This is a genomic window from Pseudoalteromonas sp. J010 (assembly GCF_003934235.1).
In the GTDB taxonomy this organism is placed as follows: domain Bacteria; phylum Pseudomonadota; class Gammaproteobacteria; order Enterobacterales; family Alteromonadaceae; genus Pseudoalteromonas; species Pseudoalteromonas peptidolytica.
Genome location: NZ_RDBW01000008.1, coordinates 62,122 through 82,271 on the forward strand (window position 1 = coordinate 62,122; position 20,150 = coordinate 82,271).

Below are 20,150 nucleotides of genomic sequence, written 5' to 3' on the forward strand. Positions count from 1 at the left end.
CTAGAATAGCCGCTAATAAGAGAACAATAAGTAACTTATACTGGAATAAGAATGCGTACAAGTGAATATATATTGGCGACTCAAAAAGAGACGCCGTCTGATGCCGAAGTGGTAAGCCATCAGTTAATGCTTAGAGCGGGTATGATCCGTAAACTTGCATCTGGACTTTATACTTGGCTGCCATCAGGCTTAAAAGTTTTCCGCAAAGTCGAAAGAATTGTCCGCGAAGAAATGGACAAAGCGGGAGCGATTGAGCTTCTCATGCCAGTGATCCAGCCAGCAGAGTTATGGGAAGAGTCTGGTCGTTGGGAGCAGTTTGGTCCTGAACTTTTACGTATTAATGACCGTCACGGCCGCCCTTTTGCGCTGGGCCCAACACATGAAGAAGTGATCACGGATCTTGTACGTCGCGAAATTAATAGCTATAAACAACTTCCAATCACACTTTACCAAGTGAGCACAAAAGTGCGTGACGAGGTTCGTCCACGCTTTGGCGTAATGCGTGCACGTGAATTCACCATGAAAGATGCTTACTCATTCCATATGAGTGATGAATGTCTTGAAAAAACCTATCATAAGATGTTCCAAGCTTACTGTAACATTTTTGATCGTTTAGGCGTTGACTACCGCCCAGTTATCGCAGACAGCGGTTCAATTGGTGGTAACTTATCGCACGAGTTCCATGTACTTGCAGAGTCTGGTGAAGATGCTATCGCATTTAGTGACGAAAGTGATTACGCGGCAAACATTGAGAAGGCTGAAGCGCTAGCGCCAACTGAAGCTCGTCCAGCCCCAAATAAAGAGCTCAATACATTTGACACGCCGGAAGCTTTCACCATCGCAGAGCTAAAAGCAAAGCATGGCGTGAAACCGCACCGTGGCGTCAAAACACTTATTGTGTATGGGGCACCAAATGAAGACGGTCATCGTGATCTTGTCGCGCTTATTGTTCGTGGCGACCATGAATTAAATGAACTCAAAGCTGAAAAGCTAGCACTAGTCGATTCACCACTTGAAATGGCGAGCGAAGAAGACATCGTCAAGGCAATTGGTGCAAAACCTGGTTCACTGGGCCCTGTTGGTCTCTCAATGCCTATTATCGTAGATCGCAGTGCCGCAGTAATGGCAGACTTTGTAGCTGGTGCAAACAAAGATGGTGTTCATTATAGTGGTATCAACTGGGACAGAGACGTAAACGACTATACTGTTGAAGACATACGTAACGTAGTCGAGGGCGATCCAAGCCCTTGTGGAAAGGGTAAAATCCTGATCAAACGCGGTATAGAAGTTGGTCACGTATTCCAGCTTGGTACAAAGTACTCAGAAGCGATGAAAGCCGGTGTCCTCGGTGAAGAAGGTAAAAACCAAACATTGACCATGGGCTGTTATGGTATTGGTGTTTCACGCATCGTTGCCGCGGCAATCGAGCAGAATAATGACGACTACGGTATCAAGTGGCCTGTTGCCATTGCGCCATTCGAACTTGCTATCGTGCCAATGAATATGCACAAGTCTCACCGTATCCCTGAGATAGCAGAGAAGTTCTATACAGATCTGCAACGTAAGGGTATAGATGTATTATTTGACGACCGTAAGGAGCGTCCTGGCGTTATGTTTAACGATATGGAGCTTATTGGCGTACCGTATACCTTAGTAATAGGTGAGCGCAACCTTGATGAAAATAAGGTTGAGTTGAAAAACCGCCATACTGGCGAAAAGTTAATGCTTGATATTGAGTCTGCGGTAGACACTATCGTTAATGCAATTAAAAGCAAATAAGTACGCTTGAGTTTCCAATAGAGGGGCATTCTTTTGTCTGCCCCTTTGTCATATTACCTTCTTCTAACTGCCCTGTATCTGTCACCTTTTCCTCTTAGCATTATTATTATTACGCTAAAGAGTCAGGCCATGAAAACAACGTACTATCCGAGTATTTGGATCTCAGATGTCCATTTAGGCTACAAGGACTGTAAAGCAAAGTTCTTGTTAGATTTCCTCAACAAAACAGAATGTGATGTACTATACCTAGTGGGTGATATTGTTGATCTATGGTCAATGAAACGCCAATTCTTTTGGGATCCCTCTCATTATCAGGTATTGGAATGTATACAAAAAAAAGCTGAGGCTGGTACTCGCGTTATTTACATTCCTGGTAATCACGATGAAACCTTTAGGCATTATGGCGGACAAACACTCTTTAAAGTCGAAGTACACAAAACCTTCATTCATATCACTTCGGCAGGTAAACGCTTTTTACTGCTACATGGTGATGACTTTGATTCAGCAACTCGCTACAACAAACTGATCAGCCTCATTGGTGACGCCGCTTATGACTTTTTATTGTTTTTAAATCGTTGGACCAATCGTGTACGACGGTTATACGGAGGCCATTATTGGTCGCTAGCATCTTGGCTTAAACAGCGTGTACATAAGGCGAGAGAAGCTATTGCTGCTTTTGAAAATGCCGCTATTCATGAAGCGAAAAAGCAAGGCGTTGACGGTATTATCTGCGGGCACATCCACCAGCCTGAGATCCGTGTCGTAGATGGCATCGTTTATTGTAACGATGGTGATTGGATAGAGAACTGCACAGCATTGGTAGAAAACCAAGCTGGTCGTATCGAATTGCTACATTGGTCAGACGTACAATCTGTCCTCAGTGTCGTTGAAATGGAAAGTATGGAAACCAATAATGTTAAAGCCGCTTAATTAGCGGCTTCTTTTTAATCACTCATCCTTTAATAGCTTATGCAGTAAATCGATGCGCTTATTAGTACGCTTATTTTGCATGTATGCCTGTGCGTTTGAGCTCATCATCAGGATCAGCAGTATGTATAAAACAGGTTGTTCGATAATTTTTGGATAACAATATACCAAAAATACTACTGCCGTTAGCATACCTGCACTTTGATAGAATCGCTGTTTATTGTTAGGCCGCAGCGAGTTAAATTCTCTTAGTGTCGCTTCCTTTTGCAACATTTCCTCAGCCAAAGCCTGAGGATAATCCTGATTGTGTTTCATATTTAGTGTTTATACCTAGTGTTAGCACAGTGCATTTTTTGCACTTATCCGAGCTTTTTGCCATGTTGGCTGTATTATATTAGTCTTCATGCTTGCTTAGTTTGAAAAAACGAATAAACAGCAAAGTGCTTATTTTGGCGATAGAAAATAGCTCACTTATTTAAAATGATTGGTAATACATATGTCGTCATTGCCCAAATAATTATACCTAAAATAAACACAAGCATACCATATTGAAAGTGTTTCACTATTGGGAAAACCGCTTTATTCGTATGCGCTACCGACAGCGGATACTGCCAATGCGTTAACGCTAGCAGAAGTGGCTCGGCTTCTACGCTCATGCCAGAGAGTGAGACCGTCGTGCCGTATTCTGTGTCAAATACTAACTCAACGATATGATTACGACGAGTAGAAGCGGCTAATCTATCTAGGTCACTGACCGTGAATGTATTCCAGTGCGCTTTAATACATTTAACTTCGCCCTTGTTTACCTTTCGAGGCTGTTTATCTTTAAACAGTAACGCGGGTAGCAATAGACTGTCTTTCTCAACCTCAATTTCGTTACAGGGAGAATGATAAACAAAATAGTGTTTATTACTGATAAGCACACACATCAACCAGTAGCTCAAATAGGTGAGCACCAACAATACTAAACCCGCCACATAATTTTGAGATGAGTAAAGCACAGCGCCAGTCATAAAACCAAAGCCCCCTACTACCATCCAAGCAATATGGCGCTTCTCTTGTGGTGTTGGTAGTGCGCATCGTAATACTGGAAAGCAAGCCTCAATCGCTCTATTATTTCTCATAAATGAAGGAAATAACTCAGCAAGAGTTACTGGGGTCTCACGCGCTGCTCCGTCAGTATAGGAAGCTCCAGTTTGACCTTTGTTTTGATCAAAACCTACTCCTGACAATATCTCGTCAAGTTGGCTGGTTTGCCTCAAACACGAAAACGAATAGATGGCAGGCCGCTTACCATTAGCAAGGTAGCTAATGCCTAAATAACTGAGCTGTTTATTCCCCTCCACTGACATGTCAGTTACCGTTTTAAGTGGTATTAGAGATTGATGTATTGTCCAAATATTTCTACTTAGCACCGACAGTTGCTTTGTGATCACAACTTGTTTTTTAAAAGGATCAAACGTTAAGCGATGACAGTATGAAAATAGCACCAAGGCAATGATTAAGTAGACCAGCGCTTCGATAAAACTTGAAGTGAAAAGATGCAGCACTGACGATAACAACAATAACATTGCAATGCCGCTAGTTACTGTTTCACTGACAGACTTTAGTTCTGTGGTTGATGTCATCTTTACATTCCTTGAGTGACAAATATTGAAGCTTAAAACTTCCGCCCGCTATCCTGAAACTAACTAACCTGAAGTCGGGGTAAACATTATGACGAGTTTAAGTTAACTACAACTCCGGCATGTATTAAGGCGCTAATCGTACAGAAAAACGCCATAATTCTCAATAATTACTGCTGCCTTGTACTTTATCTAAACAGTACAGTTTCTTTATTAAACCACTTGACGCAGCAGACAAGGAGACCTGCTGCTAATACTGCTGATGCACCAAATATCAGAGCAACATAGCTATAATCAACGGTGCCTTTAATGATTTCTTTTATGGCCAACGCAACATTAGTTATGGGGATCAATGCCGTCTTAGCCGTCAATTCCATATTTGGCATTAAAGACATCACTATGGGAATAAAAATCCCCATACTCAGTGGCCCCATATAGTTTTGTGCTTCTTTAAAGGTTCTTGCGTAAATGGAAATAGCCAATGTCAGTGATGACAGCATAACTGCAACTGGCAGTAGCAATGCAAAAATTAAGACAAAGTCCATCATGGCCACCGAAGAAAAAGCAGTTTTAATGACATCAAGCTCGACGAAACGACTCGCTATCCCAATCCACAACGCCATACTAGAGACCGTAATAAGGGCACAGAATATTGAACTACTCAGTACAGTTAAAAACTTTCCTAATACCAATTCAGTGCGAGAAATTGGGGTCAATAATAGCGTCTCTAAAGTACCACGCTCTTTCTCTCCTGCACCTAAGTCTATTGCCGGATAACTCGCCCCCATCAGCACCAATGGGATAAGCATGTAAGGGATAAATGCACCTAACTTTTCACCTAAGTTTTCACGCTTATCCGCAGTATCTACCTTGGTAATTGAAATAGGTTGTAAAACAGCAGCTTGCTGCTCTTGAGACAATCCCAAAGCGGTTAATTTCAATGCTCTAAGTTCATCGGAAAATGACATTGCCAGTTTAGATAAACGGTCATAAATAAAGTTAATCGATTGGGCATCATTGAACACTATTTTCCATTCGCTTTTAATGCCCGACTCTAAGTTTTTCGCAGGATCAGCTGGGATAAATATCCCCACATCAATCACACCATTACGGACAGCGTCACTGAGCGCTTCAACACTATCAAGTGCTAGTTCTCCATTATATTTTTTAAAACTTTTATGATAAAAAACTTGTTCTGAAAACTTTTCGGCAAAGGACTCGTTCACAATATAGTACGTATGCACTTCCTRTTTTGCTTCCATCGCGGCTTGTGATGCCATAAACCCTACTAATGCCATGATCACGGGAAACACGAGCATGGGTAGGGCTATCACGAAAAATAGTGTTTTACGGTCGCGCAGAAGCTCCCTGAGCTCTTTCAAAAATACTTCAAACATGCGCAGCTCCCGTTAATAAATTCAAAAATGCTTGGTTTAGCTCGTGACTTTGGCCTTTGGTTTTAAATTCTGCAAGGCTGCCATCGAAACAGGTTATCCCCTTGTCAATTACAGACACTCGGTCACACAACAGTGCCACCTCATCTAAATGATGAGTTGAGAATATAACGGGTGTGCCAGCTGATTTTAGGTCACGGATAAATGAGATTACGGTTTGCGTAGTCATAATATCAAGCCCCGTAGTTGGCTCGTCTAACACCACCACCTTGGGGTTATGCACTACTGCTCGTGCAATATTTGTTTTTTGCTTCATTCCAGTCGACAAATGCTCTGCTCTTTTATCTAGAAAAGTTTCCATTTCCAAGCGTTGAAACAGTGCATCGCATCTGGCTTTTAGCGCTTTTCCTTTTAATCCATGAAGTCGAGCAAAGTATTCTACATTTTCTTTGGCTGTAAGACGGCCGTATAGCCCCGTTGAACCAGAGAGAAAACCTATTGCCTTACGCGCCACAACTGGCTTTTTTACAATGTCCTGACCGTCAACCAAAATAGTGCCATCGTCTGGGGTTAGTGCAGTAGAGAGCATACGCAAAGTTGTGGTCTTTCCTGCTCCATTTGGCCCCAATAGACCCAGTACCTCTCCCTCACCACAGTGTAGGTTCACCTCCTCCACACTATGGAAAAAGCCATCTCGCTCTCGAGGATCTGTCTGACTCTTTTTCTTTTTATGTTCACGAGTTAGGGCAAAACGTTTTTTTAGTCCGCTAATAGCTATCATGCTATTTCCTTCTTTTCGGTCTGAAATAGTCCGTGTTTTGATAAAATGCAAGGTCTTGTGGTTCATACCAATTTGGGATCCCCAGCAGTGGAATTGGCGACATTTTGGTATTGTCCTCAAGTAAACCGTCACTAATAAGTTCAACCAGTTTGGTATCGAGCCAAATATATTGCTGAGCAAGTGAAAGCTGCCAAAAAGTAGCATCAACATTGATACACACCAGCTTTCCCGTCAACCCAATAAAGGGATCCGTTAGCATTTCATAATTTGCATGACCAAATACAAAAGGCTTTAAATTGTGCAACCACTGGGACTTGTTGTCATAAAATACACGCTGCCAATCGTGGGCTTTAAACGCATCTCGCCACATGTCATCATCTATTGCTAATACCAAACCACATTCATCAAATAACGTAAGGGCATTGCGTTTTTTACTTCTCTGCTTTAAGCCAAACTGTTCTATTTCTTCGATATGTAACGCATTTAACAGTGCTTTTGTTTTTGGGAATAAACACCAAATAAGCGCGCCAAATAAATCATGCCAATTTTGACTGCGTGTCGGTACTTGGTGAGTTTCATAGATAATTTCTTCGTAGTATTTTTCACCAAAGTCCAGCGTTTCGTCGGCCACAAACCGAGTATTATATTGTTGTGAGCTAATGGTGTTTGCGTGTGATGACAGCCATTGAGGTGTTGGCCAGTCTGATTGGCTTTTTAAATCAAACAGCTGATTCAAATGGGAAAAGGGTTCGGCCTTTAAACATGTAACCTGCCACGCCTCAGGCGCTGTAAACTTTTTCATAGGATTGAAATACTTAACATGCAATTAGCTGGCTATTTTACTTAAGCGTTCGATACTTGGCAAAAGTCAATTGTAAATGACCGTAACTGCACACAACGCAAGTAATACCAATTTTCTAAATTAAGTAGTCTATTTTGAGGCGAGAAAATCTTGTCGATAACTCCGCTACCGCGTCCTGCTATCGCTTTGGTACCTACATCCATATAGGCAAGGCAAAAATTTTGCTATTTAGTTGTTCTAAATGAGAAATTTTTAACGCTGTTAGCGTCAGATTAACTCCTTCAAATTGAGCAAGTATTAACTCAAATTGGTATAACATCGCGATGGTGATACCTGATTGAAAACGACCCTACAAGCTACTAGTAAGTCGCTTCTATAAAGTGATGAACGTCTCCTTATTCTCGAACTTTACCGTATTTTGTGTTACAAGTTACGGGTTCCTAACAAGTAAAAGAAAGGCAATTATGAAACTTAGACTGGCGCTCAGCGCACTCTCTGTTGCTGTACTTGCGGGCTGTGTTAGCACAAGCAATAGCCCTCAAGACATCGACACTGCGTATAACAGTATTAATGATGCTCAACTAAGAGCTCACATCAAAACACTCRCATCTGACGAATTTGGCGGCCGCGCACCGTCAACTAAAGGGGAAGAGCTAACACTTGCCTATTTAACCAAACATTTTAAAGCACTTGGCTATGAGCCTGGTAATGGCAATAGCTTCCTACAAGAGGTTCCCCTTGTCTCGCTGGAAGCAGACCCTAATATGACGTTAGAAATTGGTGGCAAAAGCTACGAATATAAAAAAGATATGGTGATGGGCTCTGCTCGGATCAGCGAACTTGAATCAATTACAGATTCAGAGCTTGTATTTGTTGGCTACGGTGTTAACGCGCCTGAGTACGATTGGAATGATTATGAAGGGCTAGATGTAAAGGGTAAAACAGTCGTCATGCTAGTCAACGACCCTGGGTTTGCTAACCCTGATTCAGGCAAGTTTACTGGTGAAGCAATGACTTATTACGGCCGCTGGACGTATAAATACGAGGAAGCTTCACGCCAAGGTGCTGCTGGCGCTATTATTGTTCATGAAACCGCACCAGCTTCTTACCCATGGAGCGTAGTGGAAAACTCTTGGAGTGGACCACAATTTGGTTTCCAAAAAGAAAATAATAATATGGATCGCGTGGCTGTTGAAGGCTGGGTAACCGTTGACGTTGCAAAAGAATTATTTGAAAAAGCAGGGCTTGATTTCGAGACCGCTAAGGCAAAAGCGGCGCAAGGCGCATATCATGTCGATATGGGCGACCTCAGTGCCTCTGTCACAGTCAAGAACACGATTAAAAAATCTACTTCATATAACTTTATTGCTACCCTTCCTGGCAGTAAAAAATCTGATGAGCACATCATCTACTCTGCACACTGGGATCACTTAGGGATCGACCCAAACCGTAAAGGCGACCAAATCTATAATGGTGCTCATGATAACGCAAGTGGTACGGGTGGCATGATTGAAGTCGCTGAAGCCTTCACTAAGCTACCAACACGCCCTGACCGCTCAATTACATTTTTAGCGGTGACGGCCGAAGAGCAAGGCCTGCTAGGCTCTAAGTTTTATGCTGCAAACCCAGTGATCCCTGCAAAGCAAACTGTTGCTAACATCAATATGGATAGCCTAAACCTTTTAGGTAAAGTAAAAGACATCAGCGTTGTGGGTATTGGAAAGTCAGAGCTTGACGAAATGCTAGAAACAGCTGCAAAGGCGCAAGACCGTGCAGTCTCAGGCGACCCTCGCCCAGCGGCTGGTGGTTACTACCGTTCGGATCATTTCGCGTTTGCGAACATGGGCGTACCTGCAATGTATGCAGGTGGCGGAACTGAAGCTCGAGATGCCGCTACTGAAAAGTATCGCAAGCGCATGGGGCTGGTATTGCGTGGTTGTTATCATCAGCCATGTGATCGCTACCGTGACGAATGGGATCTAAGCGGTGCGGTACAAGACCTGCAACTTTTCTTTAAAGTTGGTTATGATGTGTCTCAACAAAATGAATGGCCAAAATGGAAAGCAACCGCCGAGTTCCAAAGAAAATAATACAAATGATATTGATTTTCATTTAATTTAAATCTAAAGTGCAACTTAGATAACACACGGGTTGCACTTTATGCTTTCATCTCTTCTTCGATACTCTCAACCAGCACACATAGCTAAGGTGAGTTTATTGTTTAACAAACGTCTGGTTTTACCGATTTTCATCATCGTACTTTTGGCATTTGAAACAGCCAGACCTATTGTTCTTGGCGCACTAAGTGATGCTTTTTTTCAAGTCAGCGTCTTCGTTGCGGCCACTTTACTTATCTATTACTTTTTAGTTGATAAGATCCCACAACTCAACCTGAATTATCTCAGTGCTAAATCCCCTATTCTTGAAATTATCATGGCGTCAATATTAGGCGCTTTACCCGGCTGTGGTGGTGCAATCATCGTTGTTACTCAATTTACCAAAAAGCAAGCTAGTTTTGCCTCTGTTGTGGCAGTGCTTACAGCAACGATGGGAGATGCCGCGTTTTTGCTATTGGCTAAGGAGCCGCTTACAGCCGTCATAATCATTACAATGGGCGTCGGTGTGGGCATTGCAAGCGGAGTTGCCGTGCACTTAATTCATAAACCCGACTTTTGTGTACCACAGCGTGTTAACAAAGTCGAAGAAGAAGCCCTTCATGTCAGTCGTGCTTTCAGTGTCAGCCGTAAGGTTTGGAAATTATGTTTACTTCCAAGTCTGGTAATTGCACTGGCTATCGCGTTTAACTTTGACATGGCACCATTTGAAAACATAATAATATGGCTAGGCGCTATACTGTGCCTTTTCGCCGTCAGTGTTTGGGCACTAAGTTCAAAAGGTGTCAGTTATAAAGATATCACCTGTGAAGAGGGTGAATGCGACCCGCCTTCTAAGCTTACTCGGGTTTTACAGGACACGCATTTTGTCACCGCTTGGGTGGTTGCAAGCTTCTTACTCTACGAATTATCTACCGCATATTTAGGGCTTGATCTGGCTATGTGGTTTAAAGACTACGCCATCTATGCACCACTTGTAGCTATACTTGTCGGGTTGTTGCCTGGTTGTGGACCACAGATTGTTGTGACGACTCTGTATCTTCAAGGTGTGGTGCCCTTTAGTGCACTTGCAGCAAATGCTGTAGCTAACGATGGTGACGCGTTATTTCCTGCAATTGCACTGGCGCCAAGAGCAGCACTATTTGCTACTTTCTACTCAGCAGTGCCCGCATTTATTGTGGGCTACGGCTTATTTTATTTCTCACTGGAATGATAATGCCGAATGCCATTATCATCCACCATCACGTAACAGCTATCACGATTTTGGAACGCTTTATAAAAGGTGTCATCATACAACAGCTTTTCACTTTTTGTATCACCGCCCGCCCCTTGATAGCTGACTAACATGTGGCACTGGTGACATATTAAGGGATTAACCAAGCGTTTGTCTGCGGCTTTAATTACTGCGGTGACCTCATATACTTTGCCTTGCTCTTTACTTTTGAACCAAGTCATATACTAATTTTGCTCCTATTAAATCACTTAATGCTGTTCCTACAGACTTAAACAAAGTAATTTCATGCTCATCACTTCGCCTGAGATTATTTTTAGCCATTTCGCTAAGCTCTGCAACTATCTTTTCGGCGCTGAATTTGCCTTCACTGATCGGCAATAATAGTTCGCCGGCTTCGTTTAATACATTAGCGCGACTGTCAACAAATACTCGGCTTCTCACCACGGTTGTTGTATCGCACTCTCGACAATGCTTATGGTGATTACCAATACAATCTATGTGCGTCCCCCCGCTTAGCCACTCGCCATCAAATAGTGGCGAATGACTACCAGTCGCGCAACTGATCACATCTGCTGATGCAATAACAGATGCAGTTGCCCGCTTGTAACGCACAAACTCAATATCTTGATATTGTGATGATAGCAACTCTACTAACTGACCACTTTTGTGTTCATTACGTGCAATTATGGAAACTTTAGAATAATTTCTGACGCTTAAATGAGCGTTTATCATATAACTCGCTAAATTTCCTGACCCGAAAAAGACCAAATGCTTAGCATCCTTCGGTGCCAGATAATCTGCAGCTAATGCTGACACTGCAGATGTTCTCCATAACGTTACCTCGGTGCCGTCCACCAATGCCAGCGGTTCACCAAACTCGCGCCCGAATAGCATTATTTTAGAGTAAAGTGTCGCTTTATCATGCTGGGGATTGCTCGGAAAATACGTAAATGCTTTGACCCCTATCACGTCTGCATTCCACGCGGGCAAAACAGCAAACGCATCATGATTATTACGGCTATCATCCAACTCAAAAACTTGTCGTGCAGGGGTGCCCGCGGCTTGTGCAAAACCGTGCTTAAGCGCCTTTATTAGCGTTGAGTAGTTAAGGTTATTTATTACTTCTTGGCGAGAGATAATCTGCATCTTGACTCCTTAGTTCGCKAGCTGAAAGTTTTGCGGAGCATGKGTTAAACATTTAAACCCACTTTCTGTCACTAAGACATCCTCTTCAAGCCTTATGCCGCCATAATTTGGAATATAAATGCCCGGCTCAATGGTGATGATATTGCCAACTTCTAATTGGTGGTCAACGCCAGGTTTGATAAATGGCTGTTCATGCAAAAATAATCCAACACCATGTCCCAAACCTTCACCTGCGTATTGTGCGAATGGACTATTACTGAGCACTTGATGCGAAGCTGTATTCAACTCGCTACAATTGACCCCAGGTTTTATCAGCTCAAGCGCTGCGTGCTGAGCTGCTTGCACTGTTTCAAACATTGATTGTTGCTGTTGGTTTGATTCACCAAGTACATAACTTCTTGTCATATCAGAACGATAACCGTTTATTACAGCACCAAAATCGATGAGCACGAAGTCTCCGAGGTTGAGTTTAGTATTACTTGGGTTTCCATGAGGAAGAGATGAGCGCGCGCCGAATAGTAAAATAGTATCGAAAGCGACACCCTCAGAGCCTAATTTTTGCATCTGATATTCAAGCTCAATCGCAACTTCTCGCTCCGTAGCTCCCGCTTTGAGAAAACGCAATGTATGCGCAAGTGCAGAGTCTGCAATCTCTGCTGCCCGTTGAATACAGTGGATTTCATATTCATCTTTCACTTGTCTAAGCGATTCCACCCATAGCGGCGCGGCTATCAGCATCTGACTTTTTGAGCTGGTATTTAATGACAAAAAATCTGCGTGACTAATGTGATGCGCCTCAAATGAAACCTGACGTACCTTACCCAGCAACCTGAAAATACAGTTGGGTAAAGATTCTTCGTCACGATTTCTTAGCACAACCTCAACGCCGACGGCTTCATTGCCTGCACGCTCAAAATACCGGTAATCGGTGATCAGTTGGTGTTGTCCATTAGCTCGCACGAGTAATGTTGCTGCGTGGCCTGTAAAGCCGGTCAAATACACAATATTTTCGTAGCCATAAACAATAAGAGCATCACTTTGATGTTGTTGTAACTTCTTAATTAAACGTTGTTGTCTGGCTGAATAGTTAACCTGCATAGAAGTCAGCACCCTTTTTATTGACCTGTTTTAATAAAAGTCATGTTCACTAAAATAAAGCGAGTGAACCGTACCCGTAAGTCCACTCTGTATCAAATTTTGGTCGAGAAAATAAGCCAAACAAACCTGTTTGGCTTTGGCATCTTTAAGAAAACTAAAATGTAAACCTTGCAACTAATGAAGCGTAACGCTCTGTTTGACGCAGTGTCGCTAGGCCATAGTCGGGGTTAACCACCAATCCATTGTCTCCATCTAATGAGCGTTGCTCGTTGATGTCCAATGCCTTATCACTGTTAAGTAAGTTATAAATTGTTCCCTTCAGCAATAAATCATGCCCAAGTACGTCAGTGGAGTAACTCAATGATACATCCACTATTGTCGCCCACGGTAATTCGCCAACGCTGCCGCGAGGTATGGCCTTACCATTTTCATCATAATGAGAAACATGGCCATAATCTTTACTTACACAATCATCCCATGGGCTGCCATTTCGGCAGCTATCCACACCAACTGGGTGTTTTGAAAAATAGTTCATCGGACGTCCTGAGGTGGTACGGGCAACCAATCCCAATGTAAACTCATCAGTAATGTCGTACGATCCAGATAGCTTTATTGAATGGCGATGATCATTAGGCAAATTACCATAGCCGTTATCCATCAAATCAGCATAGTCATACGATGTTGTCCAACCGGGATCGGCTTGGTTATTGTCTGTCTTTACCAACCCCTCGGTGTTGCCGTAACTATGAGACCAAGTATAAGAGGCGTTTATTCTCAGCTTATCGGAAATATTTCCTTCCAAAGTGAATTCAAGTGCAAGATATTTACGAACGGCCTGCTGAAGTGCCAGTTCTTCAGCCGTTAGCGTAATATCATCAGCCTGCCCGTCGCCATCAAAGTCATAACTCATGGTGATAGCTTCACCTGGGTTGTTTAACACATAGTACGACCCCTGCCCTACATTGTCCTGTATACCTAGCTCTGCCAACTTCTTCGCAAGAACAGGGCCGACATCAGTATCTTCAACACTACGACCAAGATCACGATAAATTGCCCTCACACCAAAAGCCATATCATCAAAAATTGAGGTTTGATAACCCAAAGTAAATTCATCGGAATACATAGGCTTTAGAGAAGATGAAGCAATTAGCCCCGGCTCTGTGATACCCCGTTGTCGCCATCGCCTGTCACGTAGCATTTCTCCACGACTTGGTGAACCATCTTGCAACAAAACGGGGTAACCATTACCATCAATTTGGTCTAGGTCAAAATATTCAAACCACTCTACTGATGCCGAGCCTTGAGTGATATTCATATTCGCGGAAACAGGCTGAAAGTACCGTCCATAGGTTACAAACACCTTAGACTCACCGTCACCATTTAGGTCATAAATTGCTTGCAACCTTGGTGCAAGTTGATTGTCCATATCAACAAATGCGCGGCCATCTGTAACCGTATTCTCAAATTGGCTGTATCTAAGTCCTAAATTGAAAACCAGTTGCTCTGTTACTTGCCATGAATCGTTGACATAAAACGCCAATGATTTCACCTCGGAGTCAACTGTGCGTGTCCTGACCCGACGCTCAATATAGTCTTGCCCAAGTGCAGCGCCTGATATGCTATTTTCCCCTGCGGTCTTTACCGTCCACCACCCTTGTGCGTCTGCGAGTCCATTTTGTCCTTCAAAATACTCTACTTGTACTTTTGTGTAGTCAACCCCAAACAAAATTGCGTGATAATCTAAATCGATATTAAAGTCTAGCCGCGCTTGATCGCGTATAAATTCTTGTTCAGACACGCCACTGGCGGTGTGGCTCGATAGCGTTACTGTACTTCCCCGTTCGTCCCAGACCCCAGGAGCCGTTGATGCGACTATATTTTCGACATTTTCAGTCACTCGGCCTACCACTGCTGAAACCGAGAAGAAGTCACTCAGATAGCCGCTATAGTTAACACTATATACTTTACCACCATCTTCCCCCGGGGCTGCCACACCTTGCTTATCACCTATGGTATTACGCTGCCAATCATAAGTGTAAGTTTGCCTTGTCCATTCTCGCTTGTTGTTCATAGCTGAAATACCAACAGAATGGTTTTCATTAATGAACCAATCTAACTTTGTGAACCAACGGTCTTCATCTCGGCTCCTATCATTGTAGGTCGTTTGTCCTGCCCAGCGATTGTCTTCTCTGCGGGGCGCAAATAAGCCGTAAAAAAACAGGCTATCTTCAATAATCGCACCGCTTGTCCAAACTTGAAGTGCTTTAAATGAATCATAATTCTGTTGTGTATTGAGATGGATTGTGCCGTTATCTAGGTAAGTAGAATCGTGATAACTATGTGATGACGAGGGGTCTATTCGTAATTCAGCACCAAGTGTAAACTCATTATCCCCTGATTTAGATACTGCGTTCACTATTCCGCCTAATGCTCCGCCAAATTCAGGGCTGATCCCACCTGTTTTTATCTGAGTTTGCGCGATTGCTTCCCAAGGCAAGCGAATAGATCCTAAGCCTGAGCGAATGCTTGTTACATTAAGACCATTAAAATAATAACCATTTTCTGCTGACGATGAACCGCCAAAGCTTGATGCGCCTTTAAACGCATCACCACCGGGCTGCGCAGTGCCTGGGGCCAGTAAAGCGATACTCTCAAAGCCTGTGTTAACTGGCATAACTTTTAGCTCAGAGTCAGTAAACGTGACCCCCGCAGTCGATGACCCCATATCAACCCTGCGAATAGCTGTACCTGTCACTGCTATTCTTTCTATATTTTGTCCTTCTTTTAACAGTTGCGCGTCTAAAATAATTGCCTGTCCGATACTAAGCTCGACATTCTTCTCCAAAAGCGTTTCAAATCCAGCTTTATTAATAGACACAGTATAGATGCCAACAGGGAGGTTACGGATAGTATATTCACCATTAGTATTTGTCTTAACGCTAAACTTTAATCCTTTGGTGTTGTGCGTAAAAGTCAATTGAGCTTGTGCCAACTCAATACCTTGACCACTTTTGATACTGCCTTTTACTGTGCTATTACCATCAGCAGCGACAGCTGTTGATGCCCCCATTACCATTGATAGTGCGGATGCCAGGAGCGTTTTACTTAGAATGTGCGTTGTGTTTTTGTTATTACGCATTGTGTTGTCCTTATGTTCCTATTGATGAGTGTGTTTTTAGGTAACAAGCAAACAATACACAATAGATATATTGTATACAATATTAATTATTCAATTCTTGCTATTTTTATAGTTATTTGTTTTTAATGGTACTGAGGAGGACTATCCTTAGTCACGGTATTAAGAAGGAAAGGAAGACGTGTCTCATTGAACAGTGGCAGAACGAGTGAGGGGTACACGAATAGTAATTTCAACACCCTCGAACTTCGCGGTTTTACAACGGATCTCCCCTTTTAATAATTGCGTTACTAGGTTATACACAATGTGCATTCCCAAACCACAGCCACCTTGATTTCGTTTGGTTGTTACAAATGGCTCAAATAACGTTTTTTCCATTGTTTCGTCCATACCGACGCCATTATCACTATAAATAATACTCCAATGTGAACCGTTTTCCTCTACTGTTACTCGTACACACCCTGAGGCGCTATCTTCAAACCCGTGGATGACTGAGTTATTAAATAAATTTGCCATTATCTGGTAAATCGCACCGGGAAAAGTAGTAATGTTTATCGACCTATTCCCATCTATTTCCAATTGCACTTCTTTATTTTTGGCAAGTGGCTTTAATGAGTCAAAAACATCGTTGATATACTCAAGCAGGTTAATATCACGTTCTACTTCACTGGACTGATCCACTGCCACTTGTTTAAAGTTGCTGATCAAACTCTCAGCTCGTCTTAAGTTTCGTGTGACCAATAAGTAGCCTTCTTTTTGCGATGCAATGGAAGCGACTAAATCAGCTTGCTTTAGAGTTTTATTTTCTAGTTTATCAACTAGGTCAGACAAACAATCTTCATTATGAGACAGCGCTGTGATTGCTATACCCAAAGGTGTGTTAATCTCATGAGCGACGCCTGCCACAACCACACCCAAAGAAGCCATTTTCTCACTTTCAATCAGCTCTTCTTGAGTTTGCTTTAGCTCAATCATAGCTTGTTCAAGCTTTTGATTCTTCTTGTAAAGCTCATCTGTTCTCATCGCCACTTTAATCTCTAATTGCTCATTTAGCGACTGCAGGGCCTGTTGATGTGCTTTGAGATCAGCTATATCCTTCAAAGCACCTGCAATGCGAAGTGCCTTATCATTTTCATCTCTTGCCACCACTTTCCCGCGGTCAAGCACCCAAACCCACTCACCATCTTGCCCTTTCACTCGAATAGCTAACTCGTATACATCTTCATTACCATCTACACAGGCTAGTAAGCGCTCTTCCAACAATACGCAATCCTTAGGATGCACAAACTGGTCTAGCTCGCTTAGAATAAGTTTGTCTTGCAATTCGCCAAAGTTAATTTTTGGGTTGACACTATAGCGATATATGCAGCCAGACTCGACATGCCAATCCCATAGTTCATCGCCACTTGCCCACAGTGATAATTCCAAACGCTCTTGCAGGGCAGACATGGCTTGGTTATCTCTAAGCACCTTTCGATAGCGTTGCTGCCGCGCTCTAACAAACCCGACAATAATAAAAATAATAACTAGGCCGTATAATGTTTTTGAATATGTGTTCCACCAAAGCGGTGCATCAACATAAATACTGAACTCATGCACTGGGGACTGCATATTGAAACGATTGACTGTGTAAGTTTCGACCCGGTATACCCCAGGCTCTAACTGAAGTAAATTAATTTGCCGTGCGCCATTTGCAAGTTTTAACCATTTGTCACTCAGCCCCTTTATCCGATAATAGAAGCTTAATTTTTCAGAACCAAAATCGAGACTCGAATACTGTAAAGAAATAATATTTTGGTCATGACGCAAGTGCAGTTCACTGGCCAATTCCGGTGCGACTGGCAATATCCCATTTGGGCTAGGCTTTATTGGCTCCCCAAGCAACTCTATTGTTGAAACCAAAATAGGTCTCGCACTATTTGAAATAGATACATTTTGAGGGAAAAACTGGTTGAAGCCTTTGGCTCCTCCCATAAAAATTCTACCGTCAGGGGCTTTCCATGCCGCGTTATAATTAAACTCATGAGCTTGTACACCATCAATAGGTAAAAAGTTATCTATTGCAAAGTCCATCACATTCACACGGGATAACCCGCCGCTTGTACCCAGCCACATATATTCGTAGTCATCATACACAAGCCCCCAAACAGCCTGATTACCTAACCCATCTTGTTCGCCAATGGTTTTTACCACTTGCATATCTTTATCAACAAGGCTTACTCCTGCTTCACTTGCAATCCAAAGCCGTTGCCAAGGGTCTTCATCAATCATAAAAACTAAATTTGATTTCAGGCCATCTTGAGTCGTGATGTTATGTAACTGACCTTTGCTATATTTAAATAACCCGTCACCAATAGAGCCAAACCACAGGTCTTGACCTACGACTTTAAACGAAGAAACATGTGAGGGTGTATCTGGACGATTCTCAAAAAATGGTAATAAACGATTGGACTCGTTATCAAACCGCATAAGGCCGAGCGTTCTTGAGCTGACTAATATTTGTGATTGGTACTTTGTTATATCATTAAAGCTTAGTTCAGGGCCGTTTTCCGAGTCTGGCTGCAAATGCAGATATTCTCCTTGCAATAAGCCATATTTTATCACCCCGTCTCCTCTGGTCGTTAGCCACAAGGTATCGTCATAGATTTTTACTTGAGTAATAAAACTACCCTTTATCGCTGAAAGGCTAGGAAATAGCCGATAGGCCTCAATAAAACTAGACTGTTGATAAATATATAACCCTGATGAAGTGCCAATCCAAAGCCGTTCACTACTGTCCAGTGCAAAGTTGCGCACATCTGGGTGGCCAAGCGGTGCATGGGGGAAGTTTTGTTCTCCAACGTGACCAAATGACTCGCTCAATTGGCTGAAAAAATGTAACCCTTGAGATTCAGTACCAATCCATAAATCGCCATTGCGATCTCTTTGTACACTTAATATATTATTATCTTGTAAGCCATCATTTTGTTCGGCGCGACGATACCAATGACGTTTGATATTCCCCTGTAGATCCAGTACAAAAACACCATTATTTGACGCGACTAAAATCTCATTCGTACGCACTTTAACTTGGAAAATGCTAAAGTTTACTTTGTCACTAATGACTTTTTTCCAAAGCACTTTATTGAACTTAGTGTCAAAAGCAATTATTTGCTCTTCATCATCAACCGCAAATATACGTCCATGAGACAGCGATAACGTCTTAAACTCACCGTCTAAAATAACCTTTGCACCGACTTTATCTTTTGGCTGACTAACTAGGCCGTCGGCATTAAGATAAACAAATGCGTTTCTTGTTTCTTGTACATCGCGGACAAACTTGCCAGTTAGATATAACTTCTCAGGTTCAAGAGTTTGGTAGTTAACACGATAGGCATCCCCCTCTTCCGTTGACACCGTCACCGATTCGCCATAACAAGCAACTTTTTTTACTCTATCTGAGTTAATCGCATCATTGTGGGCAGCCAAAATAGATCGAAATAATCCAGCCTCCGCGTCATACACGCTAAGTCCTGTACTCGTTCCAATCCAGATGTATTTGCCGCTATGACAAAGAGAGGTGATAAAGCCTCCAGAAAGGTGATTTTTAGAGTTTTGTTTTACTTCAAATTGGATAAAATCATGGCCATCAAACCGGTTCAACCCAGATTGTGTTCCAACCCAAATGTAGCCAAGTTGATCTTGTGTGATTGCTGTAATTGTCACTTGGCTCAAACYCGAGCTGTAATCATAACGACGCATCACTTGTGCTGTATCGCTAAATTCTGGAAAGCTAGCGATGCTAGGTAAGCTCAACAACATACTCAATAGCAATACACCAATTCGGCCTATTCTATTCGTCAATGCAGTTGCTGTGAATTGATACCTAAGTCGGATCATATTTTGTTGATGTTTGCTTTCATTACACTAACTATAGCAAAAGCAAAAAAAGCGCATCATTTTTTCAAAGGTTATACCATTTACATCGCGTAAATGAGTTAGTTTGTAAACAGAAATAGCTGAAGTAGCGGCACAAAAAACTTACAACGTAATACCTATTTGACTTAATACTTGCTCAATTTGAAGGAGTGAATCTGACGCTAACAGCGTTAAAAATTTCTCATTTAGAACAACT

General features: G+C 42.4%; 14 protein-coding genes. 4 read left to right on the forward strand and 10 right to left on the reverse strand.

Features of this window, described 5'->3' with window-relative positions; all coding sequences use genetic code 11:
* Positions 1 to 51: 51 nt before the first annotated feature.
* The gene (locus EAG18_RS05655; RefSeq protein ID WP_125251427.1) at positions 52 to 1,779 is read left to right on the forward strand and encodes a proline--tRNA ligase; all 1,728 of its coding nucleotides are present in this window, start codon (positions 52 to 54) and stop codon (positions 1,777 to 1,779) included.
* A 129-nt stretch (positions 1,780 to 1,908) separates the two neighbouring features.
* Positions 1,909 to 2,709 carry a UDP-2,3-diacylglucosamine diphosphatase gene (locus EAG18_RS05660; protein WP_125251428.1) on the forward strand — a complete coding sequence of 267 codons (801 nt, stop codon included), beginning with the start codon at positions 1,909 to 1,911 and terminating at the stop codon, positions 2,707 to 2,709.
* A gap of 18 nt (positions 2,710 to 2,727) precedes the next feature.
* Here the strand turns inward: EAG18_RS05660 and EAG18_RS05665 are convergent, their stop codons facing one another.
* The 5 genes from EAG18_RS05665 to EAG18_RS05685 all read right to left on the reverse strand — a co-directional run bounded on the left by EAG18_RS05665 (position 2,728) and on the right by EAG18_RS05685 (position 7,308).
* Positions 2,728 to 3,021 (reverse strand): hypothetical protein, encoded by a 294-nt coding sequence (locus EAG18_RS05665; protein ID WP_125251429.1) that lies wholly within the window; start codon positions 3,019 to 3,021, stop codon positions 2,728 to 2,730.
* 152 nt (positions 3,022 to 3,173) lie between these two features.
* Positions 3,174 to 4,334, reverse strand: coding sequence for a hypothetical protein (locus tag EAG18_RS05670; RefSeq protein WP_125251430.1), 1,161 nt, complete (start codon positions 4,332 to 4,334; stop codon positions 3,174 to 3,176).
* Positions 4,335 to 4,519: 185 nt separating this feature from the next.
* Positions 4,520 to 5,728: an ABC transporter permease gene (locus EAG18_RS05675; protein WP_125251431.1), complete on the reverse strand. Its 1,209-nt coding sequence runs from the start codon at positions 5,726 to 5,728 to the stop codon at positions 4,520 to 4,522.
* Positions 5,721 to 6,506, reverse strand: coding sequence for an ATP-binding cassette domain-containing protein (locus EAG18_RS05680; RefSeq protein WP_125251432.1), 786 nt, complete (start codon positions 6,504 to 6,506; stop codon positions 5,721 to 5,723). The genes EAG18_RS05675 and EAG18_RS05680 overlap by 8 nt, the downstream gene beginning before the upstream one ends.
* 1 nt (position 6,507) lies before the next feature.
* Positions 6,508 to 7,308 carry a DUF3025 domain-containing protein gene (locus EAG18_RS05685; RefSeq protein WP_125251433.1) on the reverse strand — a complete coding sequence of 267 codons (801 nt, stop codon included), beginning with the start codon at positions 7,306 to 7,308 and terminating at the stop codon, positions 6,508 to 6,510.
* Between the two features lie 464 nt (positions 7,309 to 7,772).
* Here EAG18_RS05685 and EAG18_RS05695 point away from each other — a divergent pair, with 464 nt between their 5' ends.
* Together EAG18_RS05695 and EAG18_RS05700 are read left to right on the forward strand one after the other, a co-directional pair.
* Positions 7,773 to 9,398 carry a M28 family metallopeptidase gene (locus EAG18_RS05695; protein WP_125251434.1) on the forward strand — a complete coding sequence of 542 codons (1,626 nt, stop codon included), beginning with the start codon at positions 7,773 to 7,775 and terminating at the stop codon, positions 9,396 to 9,398.
* A gap of 70 nt (positions 9,399 to 9,468) precedes the next feature.
* On the forward strand, positions 9,469 to 10,635 hold the full coding sequence (locus EAG18_RS05700) for a putative manganese transporter (protein ID WP_125251435.1): 1,167 nt from the start codon (positions 9,469 to 9,471) through the stop codon (positions 10,633 to 10,635).
* On the opposite strand, the gene EAG18_RS05705 is transcribed toward EAG18_RS05700, so the two are convergent.
* From EAG18_RS05705 to EAG18_RS05725, 5 genes are all read right to left on the reverse strand, one after another.
* Positions 10,617 to 10,877: a hypothetical protein gene (locus EAG18_RS05705; RefSeq protein WP_125251436.1), complete on the reverse strand. Its 261-nt coding sequence runs from the start codon at positions 10,875 to 10,877 to the stop codon at positions 10,617 to 10,619. The genes EAG18_RS05700 and EAG18_RS05705 overlap by 19 nt on opposite strands.
* Complete coding sequence (locus EAG18_RS05710; protein ID WP_125251437.1) at positions 10,858 to 11,802, reverse strand: ornithine cyclodeaminase family protein; 945 nt, start codon at positions 11,800 to 11,802, stop codon at positions 10,858 to 10,860. The genes EAG18_RS05705 and EAG18_RS05710 overlap by 20 nt, the downstream gene beginning before the upstream one ends.
* A gap of 9 nt (positions 11,803 to 11,811) precedes the next feature.
* On the reverse strand, positions 11,812 to 12,900 hold the full coding sequence (locus tag EAG18_RS05715) for a Xaa-Pro peptidase family protein (RefSeq protein ID WP_125251438.1): 1,089 nt from the start codon (positions 12,898 to 12,900) through the stop codon (positions 11,812 to 11,814).
* A gap of 154 nt (positions 12,901 to 13,054) precedes the next feature.
* Complete coding sequence (locus EAG18_RS05720) at positions 13,055 to 16,039, reverse strand: TonB-dependent receptor (protein ID WP_125251439.1); 2,985 nt, start codon at positions 16,037 to 16,039, stop codon at positions 13,055 to 13,057.
* Positions 16,040 to 16,222: 183 nt separating this feature from the next.
* Positions 16,223 to 19,837, reverse strand: a complete 3,615-nt coding sequence (locus tag EAG18_RS05725) for an ATP-binding protein (protein ID WP_125251473.1) — start codon at positions 19,835 to 19,837, stop codon at positions 16,223 to 16,225.
* Positions 19,838 to 20,150 lie beyond the last annotated feature (313 nt).

Coding starts and splice junctions, on each gene's coding strand:
- EAG18_RS05655 (WP_125251427.1), top strand. CDS start 52: ATGCGTACAAGTGAATATATATTGGCGACTCAAAAAGAGACGCCGTCT.
- EAG18_RS05660 (WP_125251428.1), top strand. CDS start 1,909: ATGAAAACAACGTACTATCCGAGTATTTGGATCTCAGATGTCCATTTA.
- EAG18_RS05665 (WP_125251429.1), bottom strand. CDS start 3,021: ATGAAACACAATCAGGATTATCCTCAGGCTTTGGCTGAGGAAATGTTG.
- EAG18_RS05670 (WP_125251430.1), bottom strand. CDS start 4,334: ATGACATCAACCACAGAACTAAAGTCTGTCAGTGAAACAGTAACTAGC.
- EAG18_RS05680 (WP_125251432.1), bottom strand. CDS start 6,506: ATGATAGCTATTAGCGGACTAAAAAAACGTTTTGCCCTAACTCGTGAA.
- EAG18_RS05685 (WP_125251433.1), bottom strand. CDS start 7,308: ATGAAAAAGTTTACAGCGCCTGAGGCGTGGCAGGTTACATGTTTAAAG.
- EAG18_RS05700 (WP_125251435.1), top strand. CDS start 9,469: ATGCTTTCATCTCTTCTTCGATACTCTCAACCAGCACACATAGCTAAG.
- EAG18_RS05705 (WP_125251436.1), bottom strand. CDS start 10,877: ATGACTTGGTTCAAAAGTAAAGAGCAAGGCAAAGTATATGAGGTCACC.
- EAG18_RS05710 (WP_125251437.1), bottom strand. CDS start 11,802: ATGCAGATTATCTCTCGCCAAGAAGTAATAAATAACCTTAACTACTCA.
- EAG18_RS05720 (WP_125251439.1), bottom strand. CDS start 16,039: ATGCGTAATAACAAAAACACAACGCACATTCTAAGTAAAACGCTCCTG.